Source organism: Paenibacillus sp. FSL R7-277 (assembly GCF_000517965.1).
Classification (GTDB): domain Bacteria; phylum Bacillota; class Bacilli; order Paenibacillales; family Paenibacillaceae; genus Paenibacillus_AQ; species Paenibacillus_AQ silagei.
Genome location: NZ_ASPX01000034.1, coordinates 44,062 through 68,360 on the forward strand (window position 1 = coordinate 44,062; position 24,299 = coordinate 68,360).

Annotated in this window: 22 protein-coding genes; 4 read left to right on the top strand and 18 right to left on the bottom strand. The window is 56.5% G+C overall.

The genetic code is table 11. The annotated features are described in order from the left end of the window. Nucleotides 1–41 precede the first annotated feature (41 nt). Complete coding sequence (locus tag C173_RS12450; RefSeq protein WP_036725233.1) at nt 42–365, top strand: LapA family protein; 324 nt, start codon at nt 42–44, stop codon at nt 363–365. Nucleotides 366–392: 27 nt separating this feature from the next. Further along, entirely contained in the window at nt 393–1,436 is a 1,044-nt protein-coding gene (locus C173_RS12455; protein WP_036725236.1) for a M42 family metallopeptidase, read from the top strand. A 402-nt stretch (nt 1,437–1,838) separates the two neighbouring features. Here the strand turns inward: C173_RS12455 and C173_RS12460 are convergent, their stop codons facing one another. From C173_RS12460 to hemE, 10 genes are all read right to left on the bottom strand, one after another. Then, the gene (locus C173_RS12460) at nt 1,839–2,327 is read right to left on the bottom strand and encodes a tetratricopeptide repeat protein (protein WP_036725487.1); all 489 of its coding nucleotides are present in this window, start codon (nt 2,325–2,327) and stop codon (nt 1,839–1,841) included. Between the two features lie 31 nt (nt 2,328–2,358). Continuing rightward, nucleotides 2,359–4,308, bottom strand: coding sequence for an ABC-F family ATP-binding cassette domain-containing protein (locus C173_RS12465; RefSeq protein ID WP_036725238.1), 1,950 nt, complete (start codon nt 4,306–4,308; stop codon nt 2,359–2,361). A gap of 52 nt (nt 4,309–4,360) precedes the next feature. Further along, complete coding sequence (locus tag C173_RS12470; protein WP_036725240.1) at nt 4,361–4,972, bottom strand: TetR/AcrR family transcriptional regulator; 612 nt, start codon at nt 4,970–4,972, stop codon at nt 4,361–4,363. 76 nt (nt 4,973–5,048) lie between these two features. Continuing rightward, nucleotides 5,049–5,861 (bottom strand): DUF92 domain-containing protein, encoded by an 813-nt coding sequence (locus C173_RS12475; RefSeq protein ID WP_036725488.1) that lies wholly within the window; start codon nt 5,859–5,861, stop codon nt 5,049–5,051. Between the two features lie 25 nt (nt 5,862–5,886). Next, entirely contained in the window at nt 5,887–6,510 is a 624-nt protein-coding gene (locus tag C173_RS12480) for a fumarylacetoacetate hydrolase family protein (protein WP_036725242.1), read from the bottom strand. 60 nt (nt 6,511–6,570) lie between these two features. After that, nucleotides 6,571–7,302 (bottom strand): glycerophosphodiester phosphodiesterase, encoded by a 732-nt coding sequence (locus tag C173_RS12485; RefSeq protein ID WP_036725489.1) that lies wholly within the window; start codon nt 7,300–7,302, stop codon nt 6,571–6,573. A 19-nt stretch (nt 7,303–7,321) separates the two neighbouring features. Further along, complete coding sequence (locus C173_RS12490) at nt 7,322–8,722, bottom strand: CapA family protein (protein ID WP_036725244.1); 1,401 nt, start codon at nt 8,720–8,722, stop codon at nt 7,322–7,324. 130 nt (nt 8,723–8,852) lie between these two features. Continuing rightward, nucleotides 8,853–10,313, bottom strand: coding sequence for a protoporphyrinogen oxidase (gene hemG, locus C173_RS12495; protein WP_036725247.1), 1,461 nt, complete (start codon nt 10,311–10,313; stop codon nt 8,853–8,855). After that, a complete protein-coding gene (hemH, locus tag C173_RS12500; protein ID WP_036725250.1) occupies nt 10,310–11,254 on the bottom strand; it encodes a ferrochelatase in 945 nt (314 codons plus the stop codon). The genes hemG and hemH overlap by 4 nt, the downstream gene beginning before the upstream one ends. Nucleotides 11,255–11,342: 88 nt before the next feature. Further along, the gene (gene hemE, locus C173_RS12505) at nt 11,343–12,404 is read right to left on the bottom strand and encodes a uroporphyrinogen decarboxylase (RefSeq protein ID WP_036725252.1); all 1,062 of its coding nucleotides are present in this window, start codon (nt 12,402–12,404) and stop codon (nt 11,343–11,345) included. Between the two features lie 229 nt (nt 12,405–12,633). On the opposite strand from hemE, the gene C173_RS12510 reads away from it, so the two are divergent. Then, nucleotides 12,634–13,854: an MFS transporter gene (locus tag C173_RS12510; protein WP_036725253.1), complete on the top strand. Its 1,221-nt coding sequence runs from the start codon at nt 12,634–12,636 to the stop codon at nt 13,852–13,854. 52 nt (nt 13,855–13,906) lie between these two features. Here the strand turns inward: C173_RS12510 and C173_RS12515 are convergent, their stop codons facing one another. Continuing rightward, entirely contained in the window at nt 13,907–14,536 is a 630-nt protein-coding gene (locus C173_RS12515; protein ID WP_036725254.1) for an O-methyltransferase, read from the bottom strand. Between the two features lie 170 nt (nt 14,537–14,706). Here C173_RS12515 and C173_RS12520 point away from each other — a divergent pair, with 170 nt between their 5' ends. Continuing rightward, nucleotides 14,707–15,840: a THUMP domain-containing class I SAM-dependent RNA methyltransferase gene (locus tag C173_RS12520; protein WP_036725255.1), complete on the top strand. Its 1,134-nt coding sequence runs from the start codon at nt 14,707–14,709 to the stop codon at nt 15,838–15,840. A gap of 360 nt (nt 15,841–16,200) precedes the next feature. On the opposite strand, the gene C173_RS12525 is transcribed toward C173_RS12520, so the two are convergent. The 7 genes from C173_RS12525 to C173_RS12555 all read right to left on the bottom strand — a co-directional run bounded on the left by C173_RS12525 (nt 16,201) and on the right by C173_RS12555 (nt 24,283). Then, entirely contained in the window at nt 16,201–16,440 is a 240-nt protein-coding gene (locus tag C173_RS12525) for a DUF1450 domain-containing protein (protein ID WP_036725257.1), read from the bottom strand. A gap of 42 nt (nt 16,441–16,482) precedes the next feature. Further along, complete coding sequence (locus tag C173_RS12530) at nt 16,483–16,785, bottom strand: HesB/IscA family protein (RefSeq protein ID WP_036702251.1); 303 nt, start codon at nt 16,783–16,785, stop codon at nt 16,483–16,485. Between the two features lie 125 nt (nt 16,786–16,910). After that, nucleotides 16,911–17,162, bottom strand: coding sequence for a hypothetical protein (locus tag C173_RS12535; RefSeq protein WP_036725259.1), 252 nt, complete (start codon nt 17,160–17,162; stop codon nt 16,911–16,913). Nucleotides 17,163–17,328: 166 nt separating this feature from the next. Then, a complete protein-coding gene (locus C173_RS12540; protein ID WP_051478006.1) occupies nt 17,329–19,449 on the bottom strand; it encodes a family 16 glycoside hydrolase in 2,121 nt (706 codons plus the stop codon). A 23-nt stretch (nt 19,450–19,472) separates the two neighbouring features. Then, on the bottom strand, nt 19,473–20,825 hold the full coding sequence (locus C173_RS12545) for an FAD-dependent oxidoreductase (RefSeq protein WP_036725260.1): 1,353 nt from the start codon (nt 20,823–20,825) through the stop codon (nt 19,473–19,475). Nucleotides 20,826–20,931: 106 nt separating this feature from the next. Further along, a complete protein-coding gene (locus C173_RS12550) occupies nt 20,932–22,554 on the bottom strand; it encodes a response regulator transcription factor (RefSeq protein ID WP_036725263.1) in 1,623 nt (540 codons plus the stop codon). Next, complete coding sequence (locus C173_RS12555; RefSeq protein WP_162174688.1) at nt 22,529–24,283, bottom strand: sensor histidine kinase; 1,755 nt, start codon at nt 24,281–24,283, stop codon at nt 22,529–22,531. The genes C173_RS12550 and C173_RS12555 overlap by 26 nt, the downstream gene beginning before the upstream one ends. Nucleotides 24,284–24,299 lie beyond the last annotated feature (16 nt).

Here is a 24,299-nt window from a genome sequence, read left to right on the forward strand (position 1 = left end):
AGGGGATTTGTATTGTCAGATCATCCTGAGGAGGAAGCTATATGAAATTTCAATGGTCACTTATATTAGGTTTATTTTTCGCTCTGCTGACTGCAGTTTTCGCAGTAATGAATGTGGATACGGTGCCCGTTAATTTCGGGTTTGACTTTGTCAGCATTCCGCTTATCCTCGTTATTCTTGGCTGTGCGCTGATCGGCGGTGTTGTGGTCGGTTCGTACGGAATTTTCCGCCAGTATAAGCTGCAGAAGCAGATTAAGAGCCTGAATGCCGAGCTTGCCAAGCTGCGTGACGCTAATAGTATCAACATGGAACCTATCCCTGCTGAGAGTGACCCCTTTACGCCAGAAGGATCATCCCGGCTGTAACCCATAGACGAATAGGAGGAACTATCCTTGCTTACCATCCAGCCCAATGAAGAATATATTCTGAATCTGCTCAAAAAACTGCTCGACACCCCAAGCCCCAGCGGCTTCACCGCCCAGGTGATGGCACTCGTGGCTGAAGAAGCGGCGGCGCTCAATATTCCGCTCACCTGGAATGAAAAAGGCGGCGCGATGCTCACCGTACCCGGACTTGATCCTTCGCGCACGATCGGCATCAGCGCCCATGTGGATACGCTCGGTGCCATGGTCCGCTCTATTAAGTCTAACGGTACCCTCCGTTTAACCTCTGTAGGCGGATTCAGCATGAACAGCATTGAGAATGAATATTGCATCATCCATACCCGCAGCGGCTTAACTTATACCGGTACGATCCTGACCAGTCATCCTTCTGTGCATGTGTATGCCGATGCCCGTGATTTCAAGCGCGCGGAAGAGAACATGGAAATCCGGATTGATGAGCTGGTCTCCACCAAGGATGATGTGCTGAAGCTGGGGATTTCGGTAGGTGACTTCATTTCGTTCGATGCAAGGGCGGTGCTTACCCCCAGCGGATATATCAAATCCCGCCATCTGGACGACAAAGCCAGTGTAGCCGCCTTATTCGGGCTGCTGGAGAGCATCCGGCGCGAAGGCTGGAAGCCGCTGCATAACCTGTCCCTGCTCATCTCCAACTATGAAGAGGTAGGTCACGGCGCTGCCTGGATTCCAGGGGAGATCAATGAGATGATCGCTGTGGACATGGGCGCGATGGGCGATGACCTCAGCTGCAAAGAGACGGATGTCTCCATCTGTGCCAAGGACTCCTCCGGCCCGTATGACTATGCCATGACCAGCCGCATGATCGAGCTGGCGAACGGTCTGGCTATTCCATTCGCGGTGGATATCTATCCGCAATACGGCTCCGACGCTTCTGCTGCACTGCGCGGCGGAAATAACATCCGGGCCGCACTGATCGGACCGGGCGTACACGCCTCGCACTCCATGGAGCGTACCCACAAGCAGGCTGTGCTTAATACGGCTAAGCTGCTGGCGGCTTATGTTGGGGCGAACTGATCGGGCTGCTCGCCACGGCGGGTCACTTTCTATAGCAACACGACCTGGATATTAGTAAAAAAGTACAAAAGGCAGCACCAGCTCACTTCAATAGCTGGTGCTGCCTTTTTAGTTAACCTTGTTGATATAGTAATTAGACAAATATTACTTTACACGGCCGAAATGTTGCAACTATTGCAACCTGGCCCGCCCATAATTGAATATTTGCAGGGATTCCTGCACAAATTGCAACAATTCCCCTGCCCACCGGCTCCGGTGAGGAATAATCCTGCATTTTGGGCAACATTTGCGGATTAGAGCTGAGATAACGAGAGAGATGTTGCATTTTGGGCAGGATTTCCGCATACCCTCTGACTTTGAGGATTAGGGCTGTGTTCACGCGTGAGATGTTGCATCCCCCGGTTAAGGCCATACCTGCTCCAGCTTGTCCGCATAGTACTTAATGGCCTTGCGGTAATCCTGGATACCAGGATCGGCGGATGTATCCGCAAGCAAGGTAAGCAGCAGTTCCATGGCCTCGGTGTGAGCACCGAGATTATGCAGCGTCATGGCCAGAAAAGCCTTAAATTCCGCACGCTGCGGGAATTCAAGCGCTCCCTGCTCCAGCACCACACGGGACTCCGCATACTGCCCGAGCGTCCGGTAGGTACTGCCCAGGCCCAGCATCGCGCCTGCCTTCTGCTCCGCATCTGGAAGCCCCAGGGCAAGACTCTGCTCGTAATAGGACACCGCCTCACGCTCCAAGCCCAGCACATCATGCGTCCATGCCAGCTGATAATGCAGCTCGGCATTGCTCCCGTCTGCTGACAGTAGCTCTAGCAGCATGGTCCTTGCTTCTTCTGCCCGGCCAGAGGACCGGAGCTGCACAGCAGCTTCTATCGTATGAGTCACAGCCACTGTTCCCTCCTTCTGCACCGCGGTGTTATTTACCCGCGATCTTCTCCGCCAATTCATTCAGATACGTCCAGCGTTCCATCAGACGCTCCAACTCTGCCTCGGCCTGCCGCTGCTTCTCCACCAGCTCCTGCAGCCTGCCGGAGTCGGCGAAGGCCGCTTCCATCTGGGCCGAGATGTCTGTCAGATGCTGTTCTGCCTGTTCAATGGCCTCGTCGATCCCCTCATACTCGCGCTGCTCCTTGAAGGTGAATTTCAGCTTCTCGCGCGGCGCTGACCCGGCCTGAGCATTCCCGCCCTGCTCAGCAGCGGCACCAGCCCCGCTGGCACTGCGGCCGGAGCCGCCGTCTGCCTTGCCGGCGTTCCCGCTGCCGGATGGGACGTTCTTCGCCAGCCACTCTTCATATTCGCTATAGTCGCCGACATGCAGGCGGATGCCCCCATCCTCGAAGGCAATCAGCTTATCCACGGTACGGTCCAGGAAGTAGCGGTCATGCGATACGGTGAAGACTACGCCGGGGAATTCATCGAGGTAATCCTCCAGTACAGCGAGTGTGCCGATGTCCAGATCATTCGTCGGCTCATCGAGCAGCAGCACGTTCGGGGCTCCCATGAGGACGCGCAGCAGGTAGAGACGTCTTTTCTCGCCGCCGGACAGCTTGGAGATTGGCGTCCACTGCATCGCGGGAGGGAACAGGAAGCGCTCCAGCATTTGCCCGGCGGTGATGACACTGCCGTCTGCGGTCTTGATGATCTCGGCTTCTTCCTTCACATACTCGATCGCCCGCAGGCTGAGATCCATGTCCTGATGCTCCTGGGTGAAATAGCCCAGCTTCACGGTTGTTCCGAGCTGCACCTCACCGCTGTCCGGGGTAAGCTTACCGGCAATCAGGTTAAGCAGCGTGGACTTGCCGCTGCCGTTCTTGCCGACAATCCCCACGCGGTCCTGCGGCACAGCAATATAATTCAGATCCTTGATTAAGGTCCGGCCATCCAGCGATTTGGTGAGATCCTGAATCTCAATGATTTTGCGGCCCAGTCTGGTGGACGCTACAGAGATATCCATAGATGATGCCGATGCGCCTCCCGTGCTCTCCTTGAGCTTCTCGAAGCGGTCGATCCGCGCCTTCTGCTTTGTGGAGCGTGCCTTAGCCCCGCGGCGAATCCAGGCCAGCTCGGTGCGCAGCAGATTCTTGCGCTTCTGCTCGGCCGAAGCCTCCCGTTCTTCACGGTCTGCCTTCAGCTCCAGGAACCGTGAATAGTTCGCTTCATACCGGTACAGATTCCCGCCGTCCAGCTCAAGCATTACACTGGCTACCCGTTCCAGGAAATAACGGTCATGCGTGACCATCAGTAGCGCCCCGCGCCGCTTCTGCAGATACTGCTCCAGCCAGGCTACGGAATCCGTATCAATATGGTTGGTAGGCTCATCCAGAATCAACAGCTCCGACGGTGTAATCAGTGCCGCCGCCAGCGCTACGCGCTTGCGCTGTCCGCCCGACAGGCTCTCCATCCGGGCATCGAACCGGGTAATCCCCAGCTTCGTGAGAACCGTCTTGGCCTCACTCTCCAGCTGCCAGGTGCCGGCGGCGTCGATGGCCTGACCAATCCGGACAAGCCTGCTCTCCAGCCCTGAGTCTCCCGGATTCTGCTCCAGAAGAGACATCACCTCCATGTATTCCCGCATCGTCGCAAGCTCCGGGTCCTCTCCGGCAAATACCTGCTGCAGGACCGTATTTCCAGGCTCATAAGGCGGATTCTGGGCCAGAAACTGCACCCGCACATCATTGCCGATGCTAATCTGCCCTTCATCTGCTGTATCGAGCCCGGCGATAATCTTCAGAAAGGTTGATTTTCCCGTGCCGTTGACGCCAATTACGCCTATCTTATCCCTGTCGTCCATGCCAAAGGAGGCATCACGGAACAAGGTTTTCTCCCCGTAGCTCTTGGAGAGGTGTTCCACCGTCATAATATTCATCAGTTGTCCTCGCTTGCCTTATATTTTGAAACCGGAACTTAGCTGTACTCTCTTAAGATTCAGCTTCAGCAGGGAAGTCGCCCAGCGCCGAATCCAGGCTGCCCAGTGCCCCATTGATAAAGAGCCTGGCCGCAAACTTCGCCCTCTTATCCGCATCTGCCTCGGCAAACTCAGGGTCGAACAGGATATCCATCTTCAGACGGTCCAGAATCCCGATGTACGACTGTGCCATCAGCTCCGGCTCGGTAGCCCCGCCTTCCAGCAGCACCTTCACCACAGCCTGCATATAGGCTTCCATGAACTGTGCCATATACGCCACCAGCTCAGGGTTATTGTTAGGCGCACGGAAGAACAGCTTCGTATGCTGCTTGCGCTCATAGTAATAGAACAGATGATGCTCTGCAATCACGGAGAGCTTGTCTGTCATTGCGGAGCAGGCCCTCAGCTTACCCTCAAGCTGCTCAAGGAAGCCTTCACAATCGCGGCGGGTAACCGCCATGAAGAGCTCCTCTTTGCTTTTAAAATATAAATAGACCGTACCCTTGGCAATGCCTGCACGTTCGGCCACTTCCGACATCTTGGTCTCATAAAAGCCGCCTGAACCGAAAAGCTCATAAGCGGCATCCAGAATAGCTGCATGTTTGTCTACGGATGCACTGCTCAACGGTTCACCTCCCAACCCATAGAATCCTGTATGTTACCGGATAACGCAACGGCCGGCTTAATCCTCAGGTCCGTCCTTATCCTATGTAACTGATATAACTGACCAGCAGCGCTACAGCACCGCCTATTATAGAACTTACAGCATTTACAGTATCATTGTCCATCCAGCGCCAGCCCCTGGCGTATACCGTAGGCTTCCCGCAGTGCTTGGAGGCCTCGACCTCGCGGCCGCAGACCGTGCAGCGGTTCATCCGTTGCACGGTAGCACCCAGAACCGAGTCGGCAAAAGCTCCCGCAAGCCCGCCCAGCAGTCCGGCCAGCACCAGCAGCCAGAAGGCATGGGGCGTCATGCCGGAGGCCGCCCGCAGCAGCCAGGAGGCCGCGCCGATGAGCGCTCCTCCCGCCGCAGCAGCCAGCGTCCCGGGCAGGGATACGCCGCCGGAGGTGCCTGCCTGGAGCACCTTCCCGGTCAGCACCGACCGGGGAGGCTTCCGGGCCAGCGTGCCGATCTCTGTCGCCCATGTATCCGAGGTCACGGTAGCCATCACCCCGATGAACAGGAAGCCCCAAAGCTCCAGCGGATAGACCGCGTTCAGCAGAACGGCCAGCATCCCGAGTCCGCCGTTGGCGAAGACCTGGCCCGCGTCGCGGCGTCCGGTTTTGTCATACGTGGCCTCCAGCTCTGCCTTATTCTCATGATGCAGCTTCGACAGCAGGGTTGAAGAGATGAAGAACACGAGCAGGATACCGAACCAGAACAGATTCCCCGCGCCGAAATAGATCGTCCCCATAACCACTGCCGCCACCATTCCTGAGAAGCTAAGCGACTGCTTCCAGTAAGCGGCCCCGGCAACCAGCAGCGCACCGCAGGCCCCGATCAGCCATTGCAGCACTTCAAGTCCTGAGAGCATCGCCTTAACCGATCAGGCAGGTGCCCATGAGGGTATCGCCCCAGAACAGCTCGAACGAATCGCCCGCCACTACAGGACCTACCCCGGCGGGAGTTCCGGTGAAGATAATATCGTCTTTGCCCAGCCCGTAGCGGGCGGCAATGAATTCAACGATTTTTTGCAGGGAGAAAATCATGTTCTTCACGTTCCCGCGCTGAACCTCAATCCCGTTCTTGCGGACGGTAAAGTCGGTGGCCTCCAGTTCCTCTTCCTCAGGCAATGCCATGTACGGGGTCAGCGGAGCTGCGTTCTTGAAGCCCTTGGCAGCCGTCCACGGCAGCCCCTTGCGCTGCAGATCATTATGCACATCACGGAGCGTGAAGTCGAGGCCCAGCGCCATCACATCCACCAGCTCCTGCACACTCATCCCCGGCACGTAATCACGTGCAATGCGCAGCACCAGCTCCCCCTCGTAATGAATCAGTCCGGCGTCCTTAGGCAGATGGATGATCGCTTTATCCAGGGCCACGACAGCATGAGACGGCTTCAGGAAGATCAGCGGCTCGGCAGGCACCTTGTTGCCCAGCTCCTCCGCATGTAATTGATAGTTGCGTCCTACACAGTATACATTATTGATCGCACTGCTCATTGTTCCGTCAGCTCTCTTCCTCTATGAATTGGAATTCATACTGCAATGCTGCAATCCTTATTAGGCCTTCAAAAAGAGTTCGCCCCAAATATCCGGACGGTTCGTACAGATCATAATATCGGAATGAATCTCCGACAGGCGGCGCATTTCCTTGCCCTTGTTCAAGGTCCAGGCCATCACCTGCACCCCGCGTCCAATCAGGGATCTGGCCAGAACCGGGCTAAGCCGGTCATAGCTGATGGATAAGAAGGAGCAGCCCAGCTCATCAAGCTTACCCGCAGGATTACCGGATCTGGAGTCATAGATCAGCCCTGTATGGAACCGCGCGTCCAGTTCCTTGATCCGCCGTAACACGCCGGCATCGAACGAGGTCAGCACCACTTCCTCACGCATTCCCCTGGCATTCACCAGATCAATGACCGCCTGCGCAAGACCGGGATACATGTCCCCCACCGTCTTCAGTTCAATATTCAGCCGCAGCCGGCCTGACGCCAGAGCGAGCACCTCCTCCAGGGAAGGCACCCGCTCTCCGCGAAAAGCACGCCCTTTCCAGCTACCGGCATCCAGCCGCCGCATGTGTTCATAATCCATATTTTTCACCTTGCCGTGTCCATTAGTCGTGCGGTCCAGGGAATAATCATGGATGACCACAGGCACCCCGTCCTTCGTCAGCTGCACATCAATCTCCATCCAGCGTACAAAAGGCAGCGCAATCGCCATCCGCACGGCAGCCAATGTGTTCTCAGGAGCTTTACCGGAAAAACCACGGTGGGCTACACACATATTGTTCATCATTGATACGCACCTCCGGCTATTTCACCGCTTGGGTTACGGTACCGTCATTGCGGACCTTGATCAGGCCGGAAGAAATAGATTGTATTCTGTGCAGCAGCAGCTGCCCGTCGGCTTCATTCATCGGCACCGGCTGCGCCAGCTCGGCATCCATCGGCTTCAGCTTAAGAGCGCATTGCCCCTGCTTGCTGCATTCCGCCTGGAATACCGCCGTCTCCCAAGTCGCCGGAATAGAGCCGCGTGTGAAAATAAAGTTGCCTGTGCTGTAGGCAATCCATTTGCCTTTGTACGGCTCAATTCCCTGCAGCACATGCGGATGGCCGCCCATCACGAGATCGGCTCCGGCATCAATGAAGCTATGCCCAAGCGCCTGTTGGGTCTTGTCATACTGCTCCATCCGCTCCCGTCCCCAATGGACGACGACAACGACAACATCGGCCTTTTGCTTGGCTGCGGCAATCGCCTTGAGCGCTTCCGCACTGTCATACACCGAGGCAAGGCCAGGCTTGCCCGCTTCCGCCTTCCATTCAATCACCGGCATCACCCGGGTGAAGCCCAGCAGGGCAATCTTAATTCCATTACGTTCAAAATACTGCGCCGAATAGGCCTCCTGGCTATTCCGCCCTGCCCCCACATGAGGGATTCCGCGTTCGCCCAAATGCTTCAGGGTGTCCAGCAGACCTTCCTCCCCCTGATCCAGCGTGTGGTTGTTAGCCAGATTGACGGCATCCACACCGGCGGCTTTGAGCGCGTCCAGTGCTTTCGGCGGGCCCTTGAACACAAACTGCTTGTTCTTGGCCCCAACCCCGCGTGTAGTAATCGGCGTTTCCAAATTGACTACCGTGAGGTCATCCTTCTTGAACATTCCATCCAGCGCGCTGTAGGAATAATCGTAGCCCTTCTGCTCCAGCAGTGCGCCTGCTTTTCCGCTGAAGATGATATCTCCGGCAAAGCTCAGCTTCACCGTCCCGCCGGAGGTATTCTCCGGCAAGCCTGCGACCAGCCCGCTGCTGCTTCCCGTTGTGGCCCGCGGTGCATCCGTAGGGGTTGCCTGATCCGTTGGTGACGGTGCAGGCGTAGCCGAAGCTTCCGTGGTCGCCGCAGGCACTGGAGAAGCCTCCGGTGTCTCCTCCGGAGCAGGCTCAGCAGTGGCTGTAGCCTCCGTCCCAGTCTCTGCCGCTGTAGGTACGGCTTCTGTAGGGACGGCCGCCGTTGCATCAGCTTCTGGTGAAGGGGAGGTGACAAGCGCCGCTGGCGGAGCAGCAGAGCCCTGCGGGTCCTTGTCATCCATGAATGAATAAGCGAGCGCTGCGGTAATCATCAGCAGCAGCGCCACATTGACCCACGCCCAGACCCTTCTGCGCCGTCGCCTGCTATGTTGTCTCTTGCCTTGTCTATTGCCTGATCTCGGCGGATACATGAGTCCAAGTAATCTCCTTTACCCTTAAAGTGTTTCTATTATAGCATATCTATCAGCTGCCGCTCCAAGCCGTGAACGGAGCCTCTCATAAAAAAAGGTGGAGCGCCACTGCTCCGCTCCACCGTTGCTTTTAGATTGTAGCTCCCGCCGGCTCCGGCAGCTTCGTGAGGCTGGCTGCGGCAGTCTCAGCCGTAAGCTTCGCCTGCTTGATGCAGTCCGGCATCCCGATGCCGTCATAGCCTGCGCCAAAAGCATAGACGCCGGGCAGCTTCTGCGCCAGCTCGCTGCGCAGGCCGGCAATCCGGCCGGGATGGCCGACCGGATACTGCGGCATGGATGACCTCAGCCGGGTAATCTCTGTGAACAGCGGCGCTGCGGTGATCCCCATGATCTCCTTCAGGTCCTTGCGGACCAGCTCTGCCAGCGCGTCATCGGGAAGCTCCACATTCTGTTCATCCCCCGACCGTCCCACGTAGCAGCGCAGCAGCACCTTATCGTCAGGGCTGGTATGCAGCCATTTGGTAGAGGTCCAGGTGCAGGCTGTGATGTTCCGCCCTTCCTTACGCGGAACAAGGAAGCCTGATCCGTCGTATTCGGTAACGATATCTTGCCGGGTGAACGCCAGAACCACATTAGCTACTGATACATAGTTCACTGCATCCAGCGCCGATACATCCACATGGGGACGCAGCAGCTCTGCGGCTGCAAAGTTCTGCACCGTAATATAGATGTCGTCTGCTTCCAGCAACTCACCGCCCTCAAGCTCCACCTCATAACGGGCAGCGCCGGAAGAACCGGCACCTCCCAGAACACGGATGGATTTCGCTCCTGTCCCCGTGATCTGCCGGACATCCTGCAGCTCATGGATGAGCGCATGCACGAGACTTTGCAGCCCTTGCCGGAAGGTGAGGAAGGCGCTTTTCTTCGTTCCCGTATGGGTCTCCACCGGCTTCCTGCCGGTCGTCATTCCACGGATCAGGCTGCCGTACTGGCGCTCGACCTCACCGAACTGCGGAAAGGTCGCCTGAAGACTGATCTTGCGCATATCCCCTGCATAGATCCCTGCCAGCAGCGGCTCCGTCATATTCTCCAGCACCTCTGTACCAAGACGGCGCTCAATCAGATCGCCTAGCGACTCATCCTCCGCACTGCGGCGGGGCGGGAGGACGAAATCCATCATCGCCCGCATTTTGCCGCCGAAGGAGACAAGACCGCTCTTCAGGAAGGGCTTCAGCTCTGTCGGAATGCCCAGCACAAGACCGGCAGGCATCGGATGAAGCTTGCCCCGCTGCAGAATGTAGGTCTTCTTGGCATTAGGATTCGTGCTTACCAGCTCGTGGTCCAGCTCCAGCTCCCTGGCCAGATCGACCATCGCCGTCTTACGGGCCAGGAAGGAATCCGGGCCCTTCTCAATCACGAAGCCGTCACGGTGCATTGTCTCGATTTTGCCGCCAAGGACCTTGTCCTTCTCGATTAAGGTAATCTCCGGCTGTACTGCCGCCTCACGGTAGAACTTGCGGATATAGAACGCGGCGCTGAGCCCGCTAAGGCCTCCGCCGATAATAACTACCTTGCGGGGTGATGCCGTCATGGCAGATTCACCTTCAACTGGTTCGCCTTCGTACGCACCACATCGCTGAGCACCGACATATAGGCCGGATCACTGTTCAGCGAGTCAATCCGCAGAAGACGCATATCCAGCTCGGAGGCAAGCTGCTGCGCTTCAATATCCAGATCGTACAGCACCTCCAAATGGTCGGAGACGAAGCCGATCGGGGCTGACAGCACGTATTTCACCTGGCTCTCGGCCAGCTCACGCAGCGTATCGAGAATATCCGGGCCCAGCCAAGGCTCCGCTGTCCGGCCCGCACTCTGCCAAGTGAACTGCCAGGATTCCACCCCCGCCTGAGCGGCAATGGCCTGAGAGGTCTCCAGCAGCTGGTCACGGTACGGATCGCCCATCGCCAAAATGCGTTCAGGAAGACTGTGTGCACTGAACAACACGCGCACTTCCTCGCGCGAAGCGCCCGTTTCTTCGAACTCGTCCAGCTTGGCAGTCACTCTCCGGCTGAGCACATCGATCAGTTCGGGGTGCATGTGGTAGCTCTCAACGAACTCCATATGAATACCGCAGGCTTCGGCTTTTTCCTTGGCGCGCTTGATATAGGTTCCTACACTCATCACGGAGTAATGCGGAGCCAGCACGATGCCTATCGCCTGCTTGATTCCGTCCCGGACCATAGCCTCGACACCATCCTCGATGAACGGTCTGGCATGCTTGAGACCCTGGTAGCAAACATACTGGATCTGCCCGCTGTTCAGCTTGGCCTGCAAGGCTTCCACCTGACGGTCGGTATTTTCTCTAAGCGGAAAAACCCCGCCGACAATCGCCTTGTAGCGGTCAGTCAGCTCTTTAAGCTGCTCAGCAGAGGGAGCGTTCCCCCGGCGGATATGCGTATAATAAGCCTCTACATCCTCAAGACTCTCAGGCGTGCCGTACGACATCACGAGTACTCCAATTTTGTTGGCCACGGTTTCCATCCCCTTTATGAATTAATTAACGTCCTATACAGCAAAGAGAGCAGCAAAGGCTGCTGCCATCTTGATGCTATTTCTTCAACTAGGCCAGCGGCGGTGCCGCCTGTTTCATTGCTGCTGCCGAATACTCATGCACATAATCCGTTAGTTCCTTGAGCGTATCGAGTGAGGCTTCAGGGAATAATCCATGTCCCAGGTTGAAAATATACCCCGGCTGCGTGATGCCTTCATCGATCAGTTCCTTGGCCCGGGCTTTGAGCATATCCATCGGCGCGGTCAGCAGATATGGATCCAGATTGCCTTGAACCGCATAGCCCCCGCCCAATCTCCGCCGTCCTTCGGTGATGCTTACCCGCCAGTCCAGCCCGATCACATCGGCCTGCAGCTTGGTCAGGCTGGGGAGCAGCTCCCCTGAGCTGACACCCGGGAAGTAGATCTTCGGAACCTCCAGATCAGACAACTCGGCAAAAATCCGGGTGATCGTCGGCAGCACATACTGCCCGAAATCACGTGGAGCGAGCGCCCCGACCCAGCTGTCGAACAGCTGGAACGCCTTCCCGCCGCTGGCGACATGGGCGCGCAGATAGGTGATAACCATATCGCCCAGCTTCTCCATCAGCTTCTCCCACACCTGAGGCTGGCTGAACATCAGCTCCTTGGTGCGGTGATAGGTCTTGGACGGTCTGCCTTCGATCAGATAACTGGCGATGGTGAACGGAGCCCCGGCGAAGGTGATCAGCGGAACGTCCAGCTCCTTGTCCAGTATGGCGATGGTCTCCAGTATATGGGCCAGGTCGCCTTCCACATCAATCGGCTTCAGCCGGTCCACATCACTTGCGGAGCGGATCGGATTCTCGATAACCGGTCCGATGTTCTTCACAATGTCAAAATCCACACCGAGGGAGGCCACCGGATTCATGATGTCAGAATACAGAATCGCCGCGTCCACGCCCAGCTTGCGCACAGGCATCAGTGTCACCTCAGCCGCAAGCTCAGGCTGCCTGCAGATCTCAAGCAGCGAATATTTCTCCTTGATCGTACGGTAGTCGGGATCATACCGGCCAGCCTGCCGCATGTACCATACGGGGGTGTACTCCGTGTTCTGCTGTCTGCAGGCACGGATAAAAGTGTCGTTGTAGGTCATGATAAGATCTCCATTAGATTTGATAGAATACTGTGAAAAAACACATATCATTATTATGCCCCTTTTGTAAGCGGCTAACAACCGCCTCAACCGAAAGGGAATGACAATCCCATGACATTACTATGACATGTGTTGCATTGTCCGGCTGAAAATCTATGATATACTGATATAATGTCAATTTTTCGTGAACTCTGTATCAATGAATCCCCTGAAAGGAAGTGAAAGCACTTTGAAGAATTGGGAGACCTGGAAAGTCAACCTCATGGTGCTTTGGTTCGGCCAGTTTCTGGTGAATGCAGGCATGACTATGATTACCCCGTTTCTGTCGCTTTATCTCGCCAAAGATCTGGGGGTGACCGGCGACCGCGCAATCGGGATGTGGGCCGGGCTTATTTTTGCCGCCAACTTCTTGACCTCGTTCATCTTCCAGCCGCTCTGGGGCAAGCTTGCCGACAAATACGGACGCAAAATTATGCTCCTGCGCTCCAGCTTCGGCATGGCGATTGTTATTGTGCTGATGGGCTTCGCCCAGTCCCCGATGCAGCTGCTGCTGCTCCGGCTGCTGAACGGAACCATCTCCGGCTTCAACCCCGCCTCTGTCGCGCTGGTCTCAGGCACCACACCGAAACCGAAGATGGGCTTCGCGATGGGCCTGATGCAGTCCGGCGCGGTAGCCGGAACGATTCTGGGGCCGCTAATGGGGGGCTTACTGGCGGACTGGATCGGGTTCCGACCGATTTTCTATGTGGTCGGCGCGCTACTGTTCGTTGCTTCATTGCTGGCGTTATTCCTGGTCAAAGAGAAATTCGACCGGGCAGAAGCAGCACAGGTGCCTCAGGTATCCGTGCTGGAAGGCTTAAAGGAACTGGCGAAGGTACCGCAGCTTCCCGCCTTGTTCGGCGTGACCTTCCTGTTGCAGTTCGCCATGGTCAGTCCCATGTCGCTGCTGCCGCTCTATGTTGAGAAGCTGCACGGCACCACCGTGGACCTTGCCTTCTGGGCAGGTATGGTCAGTGCAGTGACCGGTATCTCGAATATGCTCGCTTCGCCGCTGCTCGGCAAGCTCAGCGACAAGGTAGGGGCGCACCGGATACTGACCTTTGCGCTGATCGGCGCCGCTCTGTTCCTGATCCCGCAGGCGTTCGTGACCAGTGTCTGGCAGCTGATTCTCGTCCGCTTCCTGATGGGCGTCTTCATGGGCGGCCTGCTGCCTAGCGTCAACGCCCTGATCCGCTCCTATACGCCTGACGGCAAGGAGAGCCGGGCGTTTGGCTTCAACAGCAGTACGCTCGCGCTCGGCAATATGCTCGGTGCGGTAATCGGCGGATTCCTGTCCGGTTATATCGGGATTGAAGGCCTGTTCATTGTCTCCGGTGCATTCCTGCTGATCAATACGGTCTGGGTGCGGATCAAGCTTTACAAGAAGACTGAACCCCGGCTATTCCGTTAACAGGCTGCTTCTCTTATGGGCGGTATAACTGGTATGGCTGGTGTAGCACAAGTTATTTCACCATCGCCAGCGCCAGGCCGTCATAGGCAGGCAGCAGTGTGCTGGTCAGGCGGGGATCGCCCGCTATCATCTCATTGAAGCGGCGCATAGCCTGGACGGCCGGTCCGTTCTTCTCCGTATTAAGCGTGCGGCCGCGCAGAAAAATATTATCCCCGGCAATAATCGCCCCCGGCGAAGCAAGCCGGATCGCATATTCCAGATAATTCGGATAGTTCTCCTTATCGGCATCGATGAAGAAGAAATCATACCTGTTCCCCTGTGCTTCGAGCAGCTTCAGGCTGTCCAGTGCAGGGCCGGTCCGGTATTCCACCCGGTCGCCGAAGCCCGCCTGCTGCAGATGGCTCTGTGCCAGCTCTGCATATTCAGCCTTAAGCTCCAAAGAGGTGAGACGGCCTTCCTGCGTGAGTCCCCGGCACAGACAGATTCCGCTGTAGCCGCCAAGCGCCCCGATCTCCAGCAGGTTTGCTGAGCGGGAGAGGGTCACAAGCATCGTCAGCAGTCTGCCGTAGCCCGGGGCAATGGACACCTCCGGCATGCCTTTGGCCGCGATGGCTGCTTTGACTTGGAGCAATAATTCATCTTCTGTATATAGCTGTTCGCTGTACTCTTCCTGATTCTGCATATGTATTCTCCTCTTGAATGGGTGTGTGTGCCTGCGGACAGGCATTGTGCAGAACTCTTCCTTACCCTATACTGTAAGCTGAACGTTCTACAGGTTCAGATGATAAACCAGTTACTCTTATTGTACTGGCTATACGTATTTATCCACAAGTTAAACGGAGTTGAGCGCACTTGGGCAAATTACAATTGATCGCCACCGCCCCCATGGGGCTGGAGGCTGTAGTAGCACGCGAATTAAACGAGCTGGGTTATGAGACCACGGTCGAGAACGGACGGGTCCTGTTCAGCGGGGATTACATCGACATCTGCCGCTGTAATCTGTGGCTGCGTACCTCGGACCGTGTACTGGTTAAGATGGGCCAGTTCCCGGCCCGGACCTTCGATGAGCTGTTCGAAGGAGTGAAGGCGATAAATTGGGAGGACTGGATTCCCGAGAACGGCGAATTCCCGGTAGAGGGCCGTTCGCATAAATCTCAGCTGACCAGCGTACCTGCCTGCCAAGGGATCGTTAAGAAGGCCATTGTCGAGAAGCTGAAGCTGTCGTACCGCACTGAATGGTTCCCCGAGAACGGCCCACGGTATGTGGTAGAAGTGATTCTGCTGAATGATATCGCGCTGATCACCCTGGATACCACCGGCCCGGCCCTGCACAAGCGCGGCTACCGCCGCCAGGCTACGGAAGCGCCGCTGAAGGAGACGATGGCTGCGGCTCTGATCCAGCTCAGCCGCTGGAACGGCCATCGTCCGCTCTATGATCCTTGCTGCGGATCAGGCACGATTCTGATCGAGGCTGCGATGATCGCCTGGAATATCGCGCCAGGCCTGCGCCGCTCCTTCCCATCCGAGCACTGGCCGGAGATTCCGCAGCGCCTGTGGGAGGAAGCCCGCGAAGAAGCCTTCGATGCGGTGCGTGACGATTACCCGCTGCAGCTGACCGGAACGGATATCGATCCGGCAGCAATTGAGATCGCCGAGGCGGCGGCGAAGAGCGCCGGACTCTCCGGTGAGATTACGTTTAAGCATATGGCCGCTGCGAAGGCCCGGCCGGAAGGCGAATACGGCTGCATCATCACCAACCCGCCTTACGGCGAGCGGATCAGCAATGACAAGGAAGTGGAGAAGCTGACCCGCCAGTTCGGCGAGATGATGCTCTACCTGCCGACCTGGTCGTTCTTCGCCATCAGCCCGTACAAGGAGTTCGAGCAATACTACGGACGCAAGGCGGACAAGCGCCGCAAGCTCTACAACGGCCGGATCGAATGCCAATACTATCAATACCTGGGGCCGCTGCCTCCGCGGAAATAGCAGGAACAGTGCGGGTTAAGCAGTTAAGTAATGATCTCTAAGAAGCCTTAAGTCCCATGAAGCACTCTGTGCTATGGACTTAAGGCTTTTTGTTCTCATTCAGCCGCTGATGCTGCATCAATTTCGTACACAGTTGCCCCCGTTCACCCCGAAACTATACATTGTATAATGTTTTCCACATACATTTGCTCCACTCACCCTCGCAGCTACACACTGTATGTTGTTTTCGGCATACATCCGGCCCACGCACCCTCTCACCCGCCTATTGTGTTCGGTTTTCCGACTACACCCGCGCACACCAAAACAGCCCCCGCAAATAACGCGGGGGCTGTACGATGCTGCAGGCGCAGCAGATCTGAATTACTTCTTCTCCACTGGCCGTTTGACGAAGGCTTCCGCTTTGGCCAGCACCTCGTCTTCCGTCGGTCCGCTGATATAGCGGCCGTTGATGTAGACAAACGGGCGTTTGCCGCACGGTCCGCAATAGGAGATGCAGCCTGTCTTGATCTCGGCATCCGGTGCCATCTTCAGCAGCTTGGGCACGATGCTTTTCATTTTGATATGATTGCACTCGTCACATAATCTTATATCGTTAGCCATGAAGCAACCCTTCTTTATGTCCGTAAAATACGGGCGGATCAACTAGTGATCGCCATGATTTCCTTTAGACGGATTAGTAATCACAAAACCTTCTTCGGGCAAGTAGAGATAATCAATCTTCACTCCGTCCAGCAGGGGCTGGTTCGGATCAAGAATGACATCGATATCCTTGTCAGTGGAGACTACAACATCGTTCTCCTTAGGCGTGTCCAGATCCAGTCCGTAGTGGGCATGGTCGCCATGGGCATGTGTAATTGCTACACGAAGCTTAAGCTCACTGTTGCCTTCAAGTTCCATGGTTTTCTTTATCACTTTAGCCGCGTTGCGGGTAATTTTGACGTTCATTCGATTCCATCTCCCAGGCCTCTATATTTTAAATACTCAATAATTCATTTTAAGGAATATGGGAGGATAAAGCAACCATTAGGAGATGGACATCCACACTTAAAGGTACAATCGTCGCTAAAATGTCATCTTCCGCTGTGCAGCGCCGCGTATTTACGGTCCATCCGCGCTGTGAACCAGCCCATCAGCAGCATCGTTACGCCAATATCGTCAATCGGTATAAACGGCATGAAATCGGGCAGCACCCAGTACAGCAGCGCCGGAATAGTGAACAGCAGCTTGTCGGCCATAGCCACATTAGGCGAAACGATATAATGCCAGGAGCTGCGGAATATATGAGACCATTGTTTGAGTGACAACAGTTTTCTGAATTTCATGAGTTATGCCTCCCTGTGTAATCTGTGTAAGCAGCAAAGGACACCGCCGCTAAGCACCTGTAAAAGGATTGCGGCTGTGCCCTTTGCTGTTATCTTACGCGAATGCGCAGGTTTCGTTTCGCTTTTAAGTAGAATTTCATCGAATTCTCCCGAGCCGGACCAACATTCACTCCGTCACCTTAACATCGTCGATCCGTGCGGTGCTGGAATGCATCCGCAGTCCGATCTTCCCTCCGGCCGGCTGCGCCGCCGTATCGGTCCACTGGATCAGTTGGGTACCGCCCGCAGATGCCGTAATCGTACTGCCGCTTACCGTCACCTTCAGCTCAGTCCACTGGCCGGGCGTGACGGCAAAGCTTACGCTGCTGACCATCGTGAGCGTTCCGGCTGTTTTTTTGAACAGCTCCGCCTTGTCACCGGAATCATTCAGCCGGAACATGTAATAATTGGAAGCATCCGCATACCGGAACAGCAGGCCGGCGTTGGCGAAGGTATTCAGCAGCTTGACTCTGGCCGAATACGTGTAATCCCTCCAGGAGGCGTCACCTGTATAGGCAAGCGCTTCTCCTGTCCCGGAGTTCTGTGATAGAGCCTTCGTGCCGTCATCCTCCACACTCCAGGCTCCGCCAGAAGTCGTCCATCCGCTGGAATTGCCATCCTCAAAATCATCCTGGAACAGCGTAACCGGCGGTGTGATCGTACCCTGGAATTCAAATGCTCCGATATCCGGCACGCCGTTATACAGCGGATTCCCGAAGAAGTCCTGTCCTCCGTTGCCTGCAACCGCCGCCCCGGCATTGATCAGCGGAGAGGAGAGCGCAAGCTTATATCCGTCTGCCGAATCGAGTCCTGTGGCCGTGCCGGGACTGATGAATCCGGGATTGCCGGTAATTTTGTTAGGATCGCTCGGAACATTTGAGTTCAGCCCGTAGAAGCTGTTGTGATCATACGTCATTCTGGGGCTGTTCGTGTATTGTCCGCTGGCACCATTATAAAAGATATTGTTCGTGTAATAGGCCATTCCTGTATTGCTCGCATGGGTCAGCGCCTTATTCTGCGTTCCCGAACGGTAGATGATGTTGTTGTAGACATAGAGATTGCCCCCGCCGTTCACCAGATGGAACACCCCGTTAGCGTCCTTATCGTTCTGGCTGATATTATAGCGGAAAATATTATTGTTCGTGTTATTCATAACCAGCAGGGTACCGCCCTCATTGTCATAGCTGAAATTGTACTGGTAGATGCTGTCGTGCACCTCGATGTCGAAGTCCCAGGGCTGGCCGTCTCCACCCAGCATCCGGGTATCGGAGGCCTCATTATATTGAAAAACAGCACCTTTGGTATAATAAGCCCACTGCGCCGCAACGACAGTGATATCCTCAAGGTAATTGACGATGGATGTGTTCACATCGCAGGCTTCTCCTATGGACTTCGTCTTGTTGTATTCGATCAGCGGCGAAGCGCCGGCTCTGACCAGGATGCCGTCCCGGTGGATCTTCTCCACCACATTGCCCCGGATGACCACACCCCGGAAGGCGTCGAATTTATGTGTCCAGGCACTGTTGAAAAAAGCATCCGTCATCGTCTGAATCCCTGTATCCGCCACGTTAATGACTGTATTGTTCTCGATCAGAATATCTTCCCAGGTGCTCTCAAGTGCTGTATTGGCTCCTCGGGCATGAAAGTTGATGCCGCCTGTGCGGCGGTCTGTGCCGAAGATATCGTGGATGTCGAGATTGCGGATATAGATATGCCGGAAGTTCCCCGCCCCTGCTCCTTCGCCTACGACCAGCACACCGTTTCTGCGCATATCTGTAGGCTGCTGTCCGCTTGTAATCTCCAGATTGTTGATCTCCCAGTAGGAGACATTGCGCAGCCGGACGCCGAAGCCCTCCCCGCCCGCGGCGGTATTGCCGAAATCAATCAGCGGCTTGGCTCCGCTCCCGTAGCGGTCCACGGTAATCGGATTCCCCTCCGTCCCGGAGCCTTTAAGATCGAGATACTGATCATTCCATACGCTGCCTGCCTTCAAAAGAATCCGGTCCCCCGGGCTGAAGGTGACGCTGTTCACTTTGCCCAGCGTCTTCCAGGCCGCCGCCTCACTGGTGCCGGAATTGCTGTCGCTGCCTTGGGCAGCATCGACGTAATAGGTAGTGCCTGCCGCCTCTGCAACCGGACCTGACCAGCCGGATAGGAGACTGAACAGTAAAAATATGATCATGCCCAGCATGGTGAATCTGCGCGGCCTGCCTTGCCTTGGATTATGTTTCACATGGTTACTTGTCATTCTAATCACTCTCCCGCAATTAGTTATAACGCTGTGATCGCCTCACCCAGCCACGCTCCCTGCTGCACAAGCCCGTTCTGAAGCTTGGCGAGATTCACCTTCCGGCTCTGTCCCTCCGCTCCGGCCGCCATCGCCGCCGCCATACCCGCCGCCTGCCCCATGGCGAAGCAGTTCGGCATCACCCGCAGTGAGCCTTGCACGACACGGTCCGAGGAGGCGGCGCGCCCCGCCACCCATACATTGTCCAGTCCCACCGGCAGCATGCAGCGGTAAGGGACACCATGCGACTTCCCGGGCGGAAGATGGTGGATATGCATCGCCCCGCTGCTGCGGGCCATATGAATATCGATGAAGTAGCTGTTGCGGGCAATATCATCCGGAAAGGAAGCCATATTCATGAAATCCTCCTGGGTCAGCACGTAATCGCCCACAATCCGCCGCGTCTCGCGGATACCGATCTGCTCGCCGGTGGACACCAGATGGGCCTGTTCGAATCCGGGCACATAAGCCCTGAAGAATTCCAGCTGGCGGTGGACTAGCCGACGTCCCTCTATTGCCCCCCGGGTCAAGTCCTCCGCCCTGGAACCGTCGACGCCGAACACATGCCCAAAATTCACACCGACCAGATAATCGGCAATCCAAGCTAGGCCCGAGACGGAGTCCCGGCCCTGCGGCAGCTTCCCGTCAACCTGCGCCTGCTGGACGGCCTGATGGATCTGATCCGTGTCACCGCTTTCATTCCGGTATTCTTCAAAACGCTGCCGGTCCACATTCGCCAGCAGGTAGCACATAGTCGCGGCTTGAAGCTCGCCGGAATCTCCGCCCTTATGGAACGGCGCTCCCGCCAGGGCGGCCAGATCGGCGTCCCCGGTCGTATCAATGACAGTCCGGGCGCGGACCAGACTCCGGCCTGACTTGTTGACGATTACCACGCCCTCAATGCTTCGGCCGGTCTCATCCATCACCGTCTGGCTTGCCACGGTATGGAGCAGCACTTCCGCTCCGCTCTCGGTGGCAGCCTCGTCGTATACACGCTTCAGCACCTCCGGGTCGATGGGCACCCAGTCCAGCTCTGCCCCGAAGCGCTCGCGGAACTCCGGCTCACACCCGGCCTTCATCCGCTCCAGCAGTTCCAGGCCGATTCCCCGCACGACAGCCTTCTCCCCGTCACTGTAAGGACAGAAGGCTGGCACCAGGGCAACGGTGCCCATGCCGCCCAGGAAGCCGCGCTGCTCAATCAGCATCGTCCGAGCCCCGCTGCGGGCCGCAGCTATTGCCGCTGCGACGCCCGCAGGCCCGCCGCCTGCAACCAGCACATCCACCTCGCGGGATACCGTGATCTCCTCCGCAGGCAAGGTAAATACAGTTCGATTCATCGTTGTTCCTCCTTGAAGCTATACTTAGACTCCTCACCATTATAAGAAGGCGGAGGCTGCAACAGCGTGCAGACTGATTGCTTGTTACAGTGGACAGTTTTGACCTTTATGGCTTGGCATCATCCGTGGATGGTTCTCTGCCCTGCTCTTCCGGCGGACCTGCCTTGAATTCGCTGGGATTCCGGCCGCTGTATTTCTTGAATACCTTGGAGAAGTACGCCCGGTCGGAGAAGCCCAGGGTATACGCGACATTCTCGACGGTCTCATGCGGGCGGGCCAGCATCGTGATGGCCATATTCATCTTGTACTGGTTGACGTAATCGGTGAAGTTCACGCCGGACAGCTTCTTGAAATAGCGGGAGAAGTAGCTGGCATTCAGATGCAGATGCTCGGCCATGTCGGTAGAGGTGACCATCCGGTCCACATGCTCCTCCAAAAACTCATCCACCGCCTGAAGCCGGACATCCTTCTCCTCAGCGGCTGCGGGGGCTAGTGCAAACTGCCGCCACAGATGCCTCAGCTCCCGCTTAGTCAGGCTGGCCGCCTCCTCGATATGAACCGTCTGCTCGAGTTGCGTGAAGAAGTCCTCCTCAGCCAGCCCGCCGGCTTCGAAGGCCAGCTGGCGCACGAGATTCCCGCAGGTCTCCTTCACCAGCCGGGGCAGCAGCCGCTCCGCCGATGCCAGCTGCGTCCACTGATTCACGGCCAGATCAATCCAGGCGGCATGCTGGTCTGCAAGCGCCAACGACAGCATACCGCGTTCCTTTTCCCCGCGCCGTTCTAACATCTGCCCGAAATCCGCGTGCTCCTCAAGCAGAGACACAGGCTTCACTGATTGATAGAAGTTATTTTCCCGGCAATCGGTGAGAGTCTTGTATAACACACCGAAGCTGCGGACCGGTGCACAGGACTCCGAATAGAACCCCCGCAGGCTAATCTTCAGATACTGCTCCACCTTATCCTGTACCGCCTGCATGAATTCAGCCAGCTTGTTCTCTGTGACGCCGGGGTCCTCCACATTCCAGACCAGATAAATATCCGCGTCCCTGCTCATAATCGGTGTGATGGAAGCCTCTGCCGCAGACAGCTCCAGCGCAATATTGTTCACGGCTGAATGGATCAGCGGAATATCCTTGTACCGGTAACGCTCGGTAACCGATGCGGCATCCATATGAAGGAATCCATGACGCAGAAAGGGGTGCTTCCAGGAGATGCCCAGCCGTTCACCGAACTCCAGGGTGTTCTCCTGGCCCGCCGCACCCGACAACAGCTGCTTCAGGAAGCTCTGCTTCAGCACTTCCTTATTACGCTCAATCGCCTGGCGGAAGGAGTAGCGCTCCAGCAGTTCCTCACGGCTCTTGAAGCGGCTCATCGCTTTGGCGAGACTGCTCTTAAGCTGCTCAGGGGATAGCTCATCCTTGATCAGATAATTATCCGCCTCCAGCTGGATCGCCCGCTTTGAGTAGTGGAAATCCTCATAGCAGGTCAGGAAAATCAGGCGAACCTCCGGCTTCGTGATCCGGAAGGCATCCGCCAGCTCCAGCCCGTCCATCCCCGGCAGACCGATGTCCACAATCACAATATCCGGCAGTGCTGCATGGAACTGCTCCAGCGCATCCTCACTGCTATACGCCGAAGCCACCAGCTGCAGATCCAGCCCCAAGGGCCCGAGCAGATATTCCACGTATTCCAGCATCGGGACATCATCGTCTATCAGCATCAGGGTCATCAAGGGGAACCGCCTCCTTCTCCCGGGTCACGGGGATATATAGGGTGAACGTCATGCCTTCCTCGTCTTCTTTTGCCTGCGCGCTCAGCCGTGCGCGATATCCGTACAATACCTGCAGACGGCGTGCTGTGTTGACCAGCCCGACCCCTTTTTCCGGCCAGAGCGCAGTATCTTCACTTCCTTGCAGACGCCGGTTCAGGCGCTGGAGCTTATCCTCCGGCATCCCGCGGCCGTTATCGCTGATGCTGATCCGCAGCAGATCGGACTCGAACGCCGCTTCGAGCCGGATCGACGGATGGTCCGGACGGGCGGAGAAGCCGTGGCTGATGGCATTCTCGACAATGGGCTGAAGCAGCAGCCGGGGCAGCATCACCGCACCTTCTTCCTCGCCCACCTTGCATTCCCAGACGATATCCAGACGGTTGCGGATCTGCATCACCTGCACATAGCTGCCCAGCACCCTGCACTCCTCCGCCAGCTCCAGCGGCTTATCCACATGCACATACACACGCAGCAGCTTCATCAGCGCATCGATCATAGCGCCATGCGCCGGGTCCCCGCTCAGCAGCAGGTCCACCTTGATCGAATTGAGCGTATTCAGCAGAAAATGAGGCCGGATCTGCGCCGCCAGCGCCTGAAGCTCCAGCCGCCTTTTCTCCTCCTGCTCGCTCTCCACCTGCTGCAGCAGCCCGTTCATATCCTCCAGCATCTGATTGAAGGCCGCCGACAGCACCGCCACCTCATCCTTGCCCTTGACGGGTATCCGCACCGCGCGGTTGCCGCCGACATACTGCTTGACGCTGGCCCGCAGCAGGCTAATCGGCTTGTTCATATATCCGGCCCACAGCATGGACAGGACCAGAAACGCCAGGAAGAACAGTCCGATCAGCGAGATGGAGACCAGAAACTCCCGGTTGATATGACTGTCGATGGAGCTGCGGGGCGTCTTGCTGGTAAGCAGCCAGCCGACCTTGGGAATACGGACCTCACTGGCCAGCAGCGGACCTTCATCCGCAGGAGCGGCTTCTCCGGTGACAGCAATGCTTCTCCCCTTCTGGTCAACCAGCGTGAGCCTGCTTACCGCATTGCCCGTATCGAGCAGGCTACGGAAGTAGTGGCTCGGAATGCCTACGTACAGCGTGGCCAGCTTGTCCTGGTTCAGCGGGTCGGTAATGAAGCGTACCGCATAATAATAATCCGGTGCAGCGGGGGTGCCACCGTAGGGGAACCATTGCAGCGACACTTTTTCCCGCTCATCCAGCCTGCTGCTCTCCTTAAGAAGATTCTCAGGCAGCACAGAGAACACCGGAATATTCTGGTTGCCAATCAGTATCCGGTTCTCCCGGTTGACCAGCATGATCTGCAGATCAGCATCCAGCGACTGCACCGACAGGATATTGGCCGTAGTCTTGAGCTTGTTGTAATGGGTATACACTCCGTAATTACCGAAGCTTCCCGTATTTTTGAGATAACGCAGACTCTCCAGCACGGCCGGATCATAAGCCTCAGAGAAATACACCGAGACAAACGAGATGCTGTCCACCGTTTTTTCCATTTGACTGCCGATTACCTTCAGGGTCTCCTCATTCGAACGGGCGATCTTCTCACTCACATTCTCCCGCACAGAGGTATACGACCAGAAGGTAACGACAACAAAAGGCAGCAGGATCAGGATCAGGAACGTGTATTGCAGTCTGCGATGGAAGGAAAAACGGCTTAACCATTTCATAAGAATTCCACCCCGC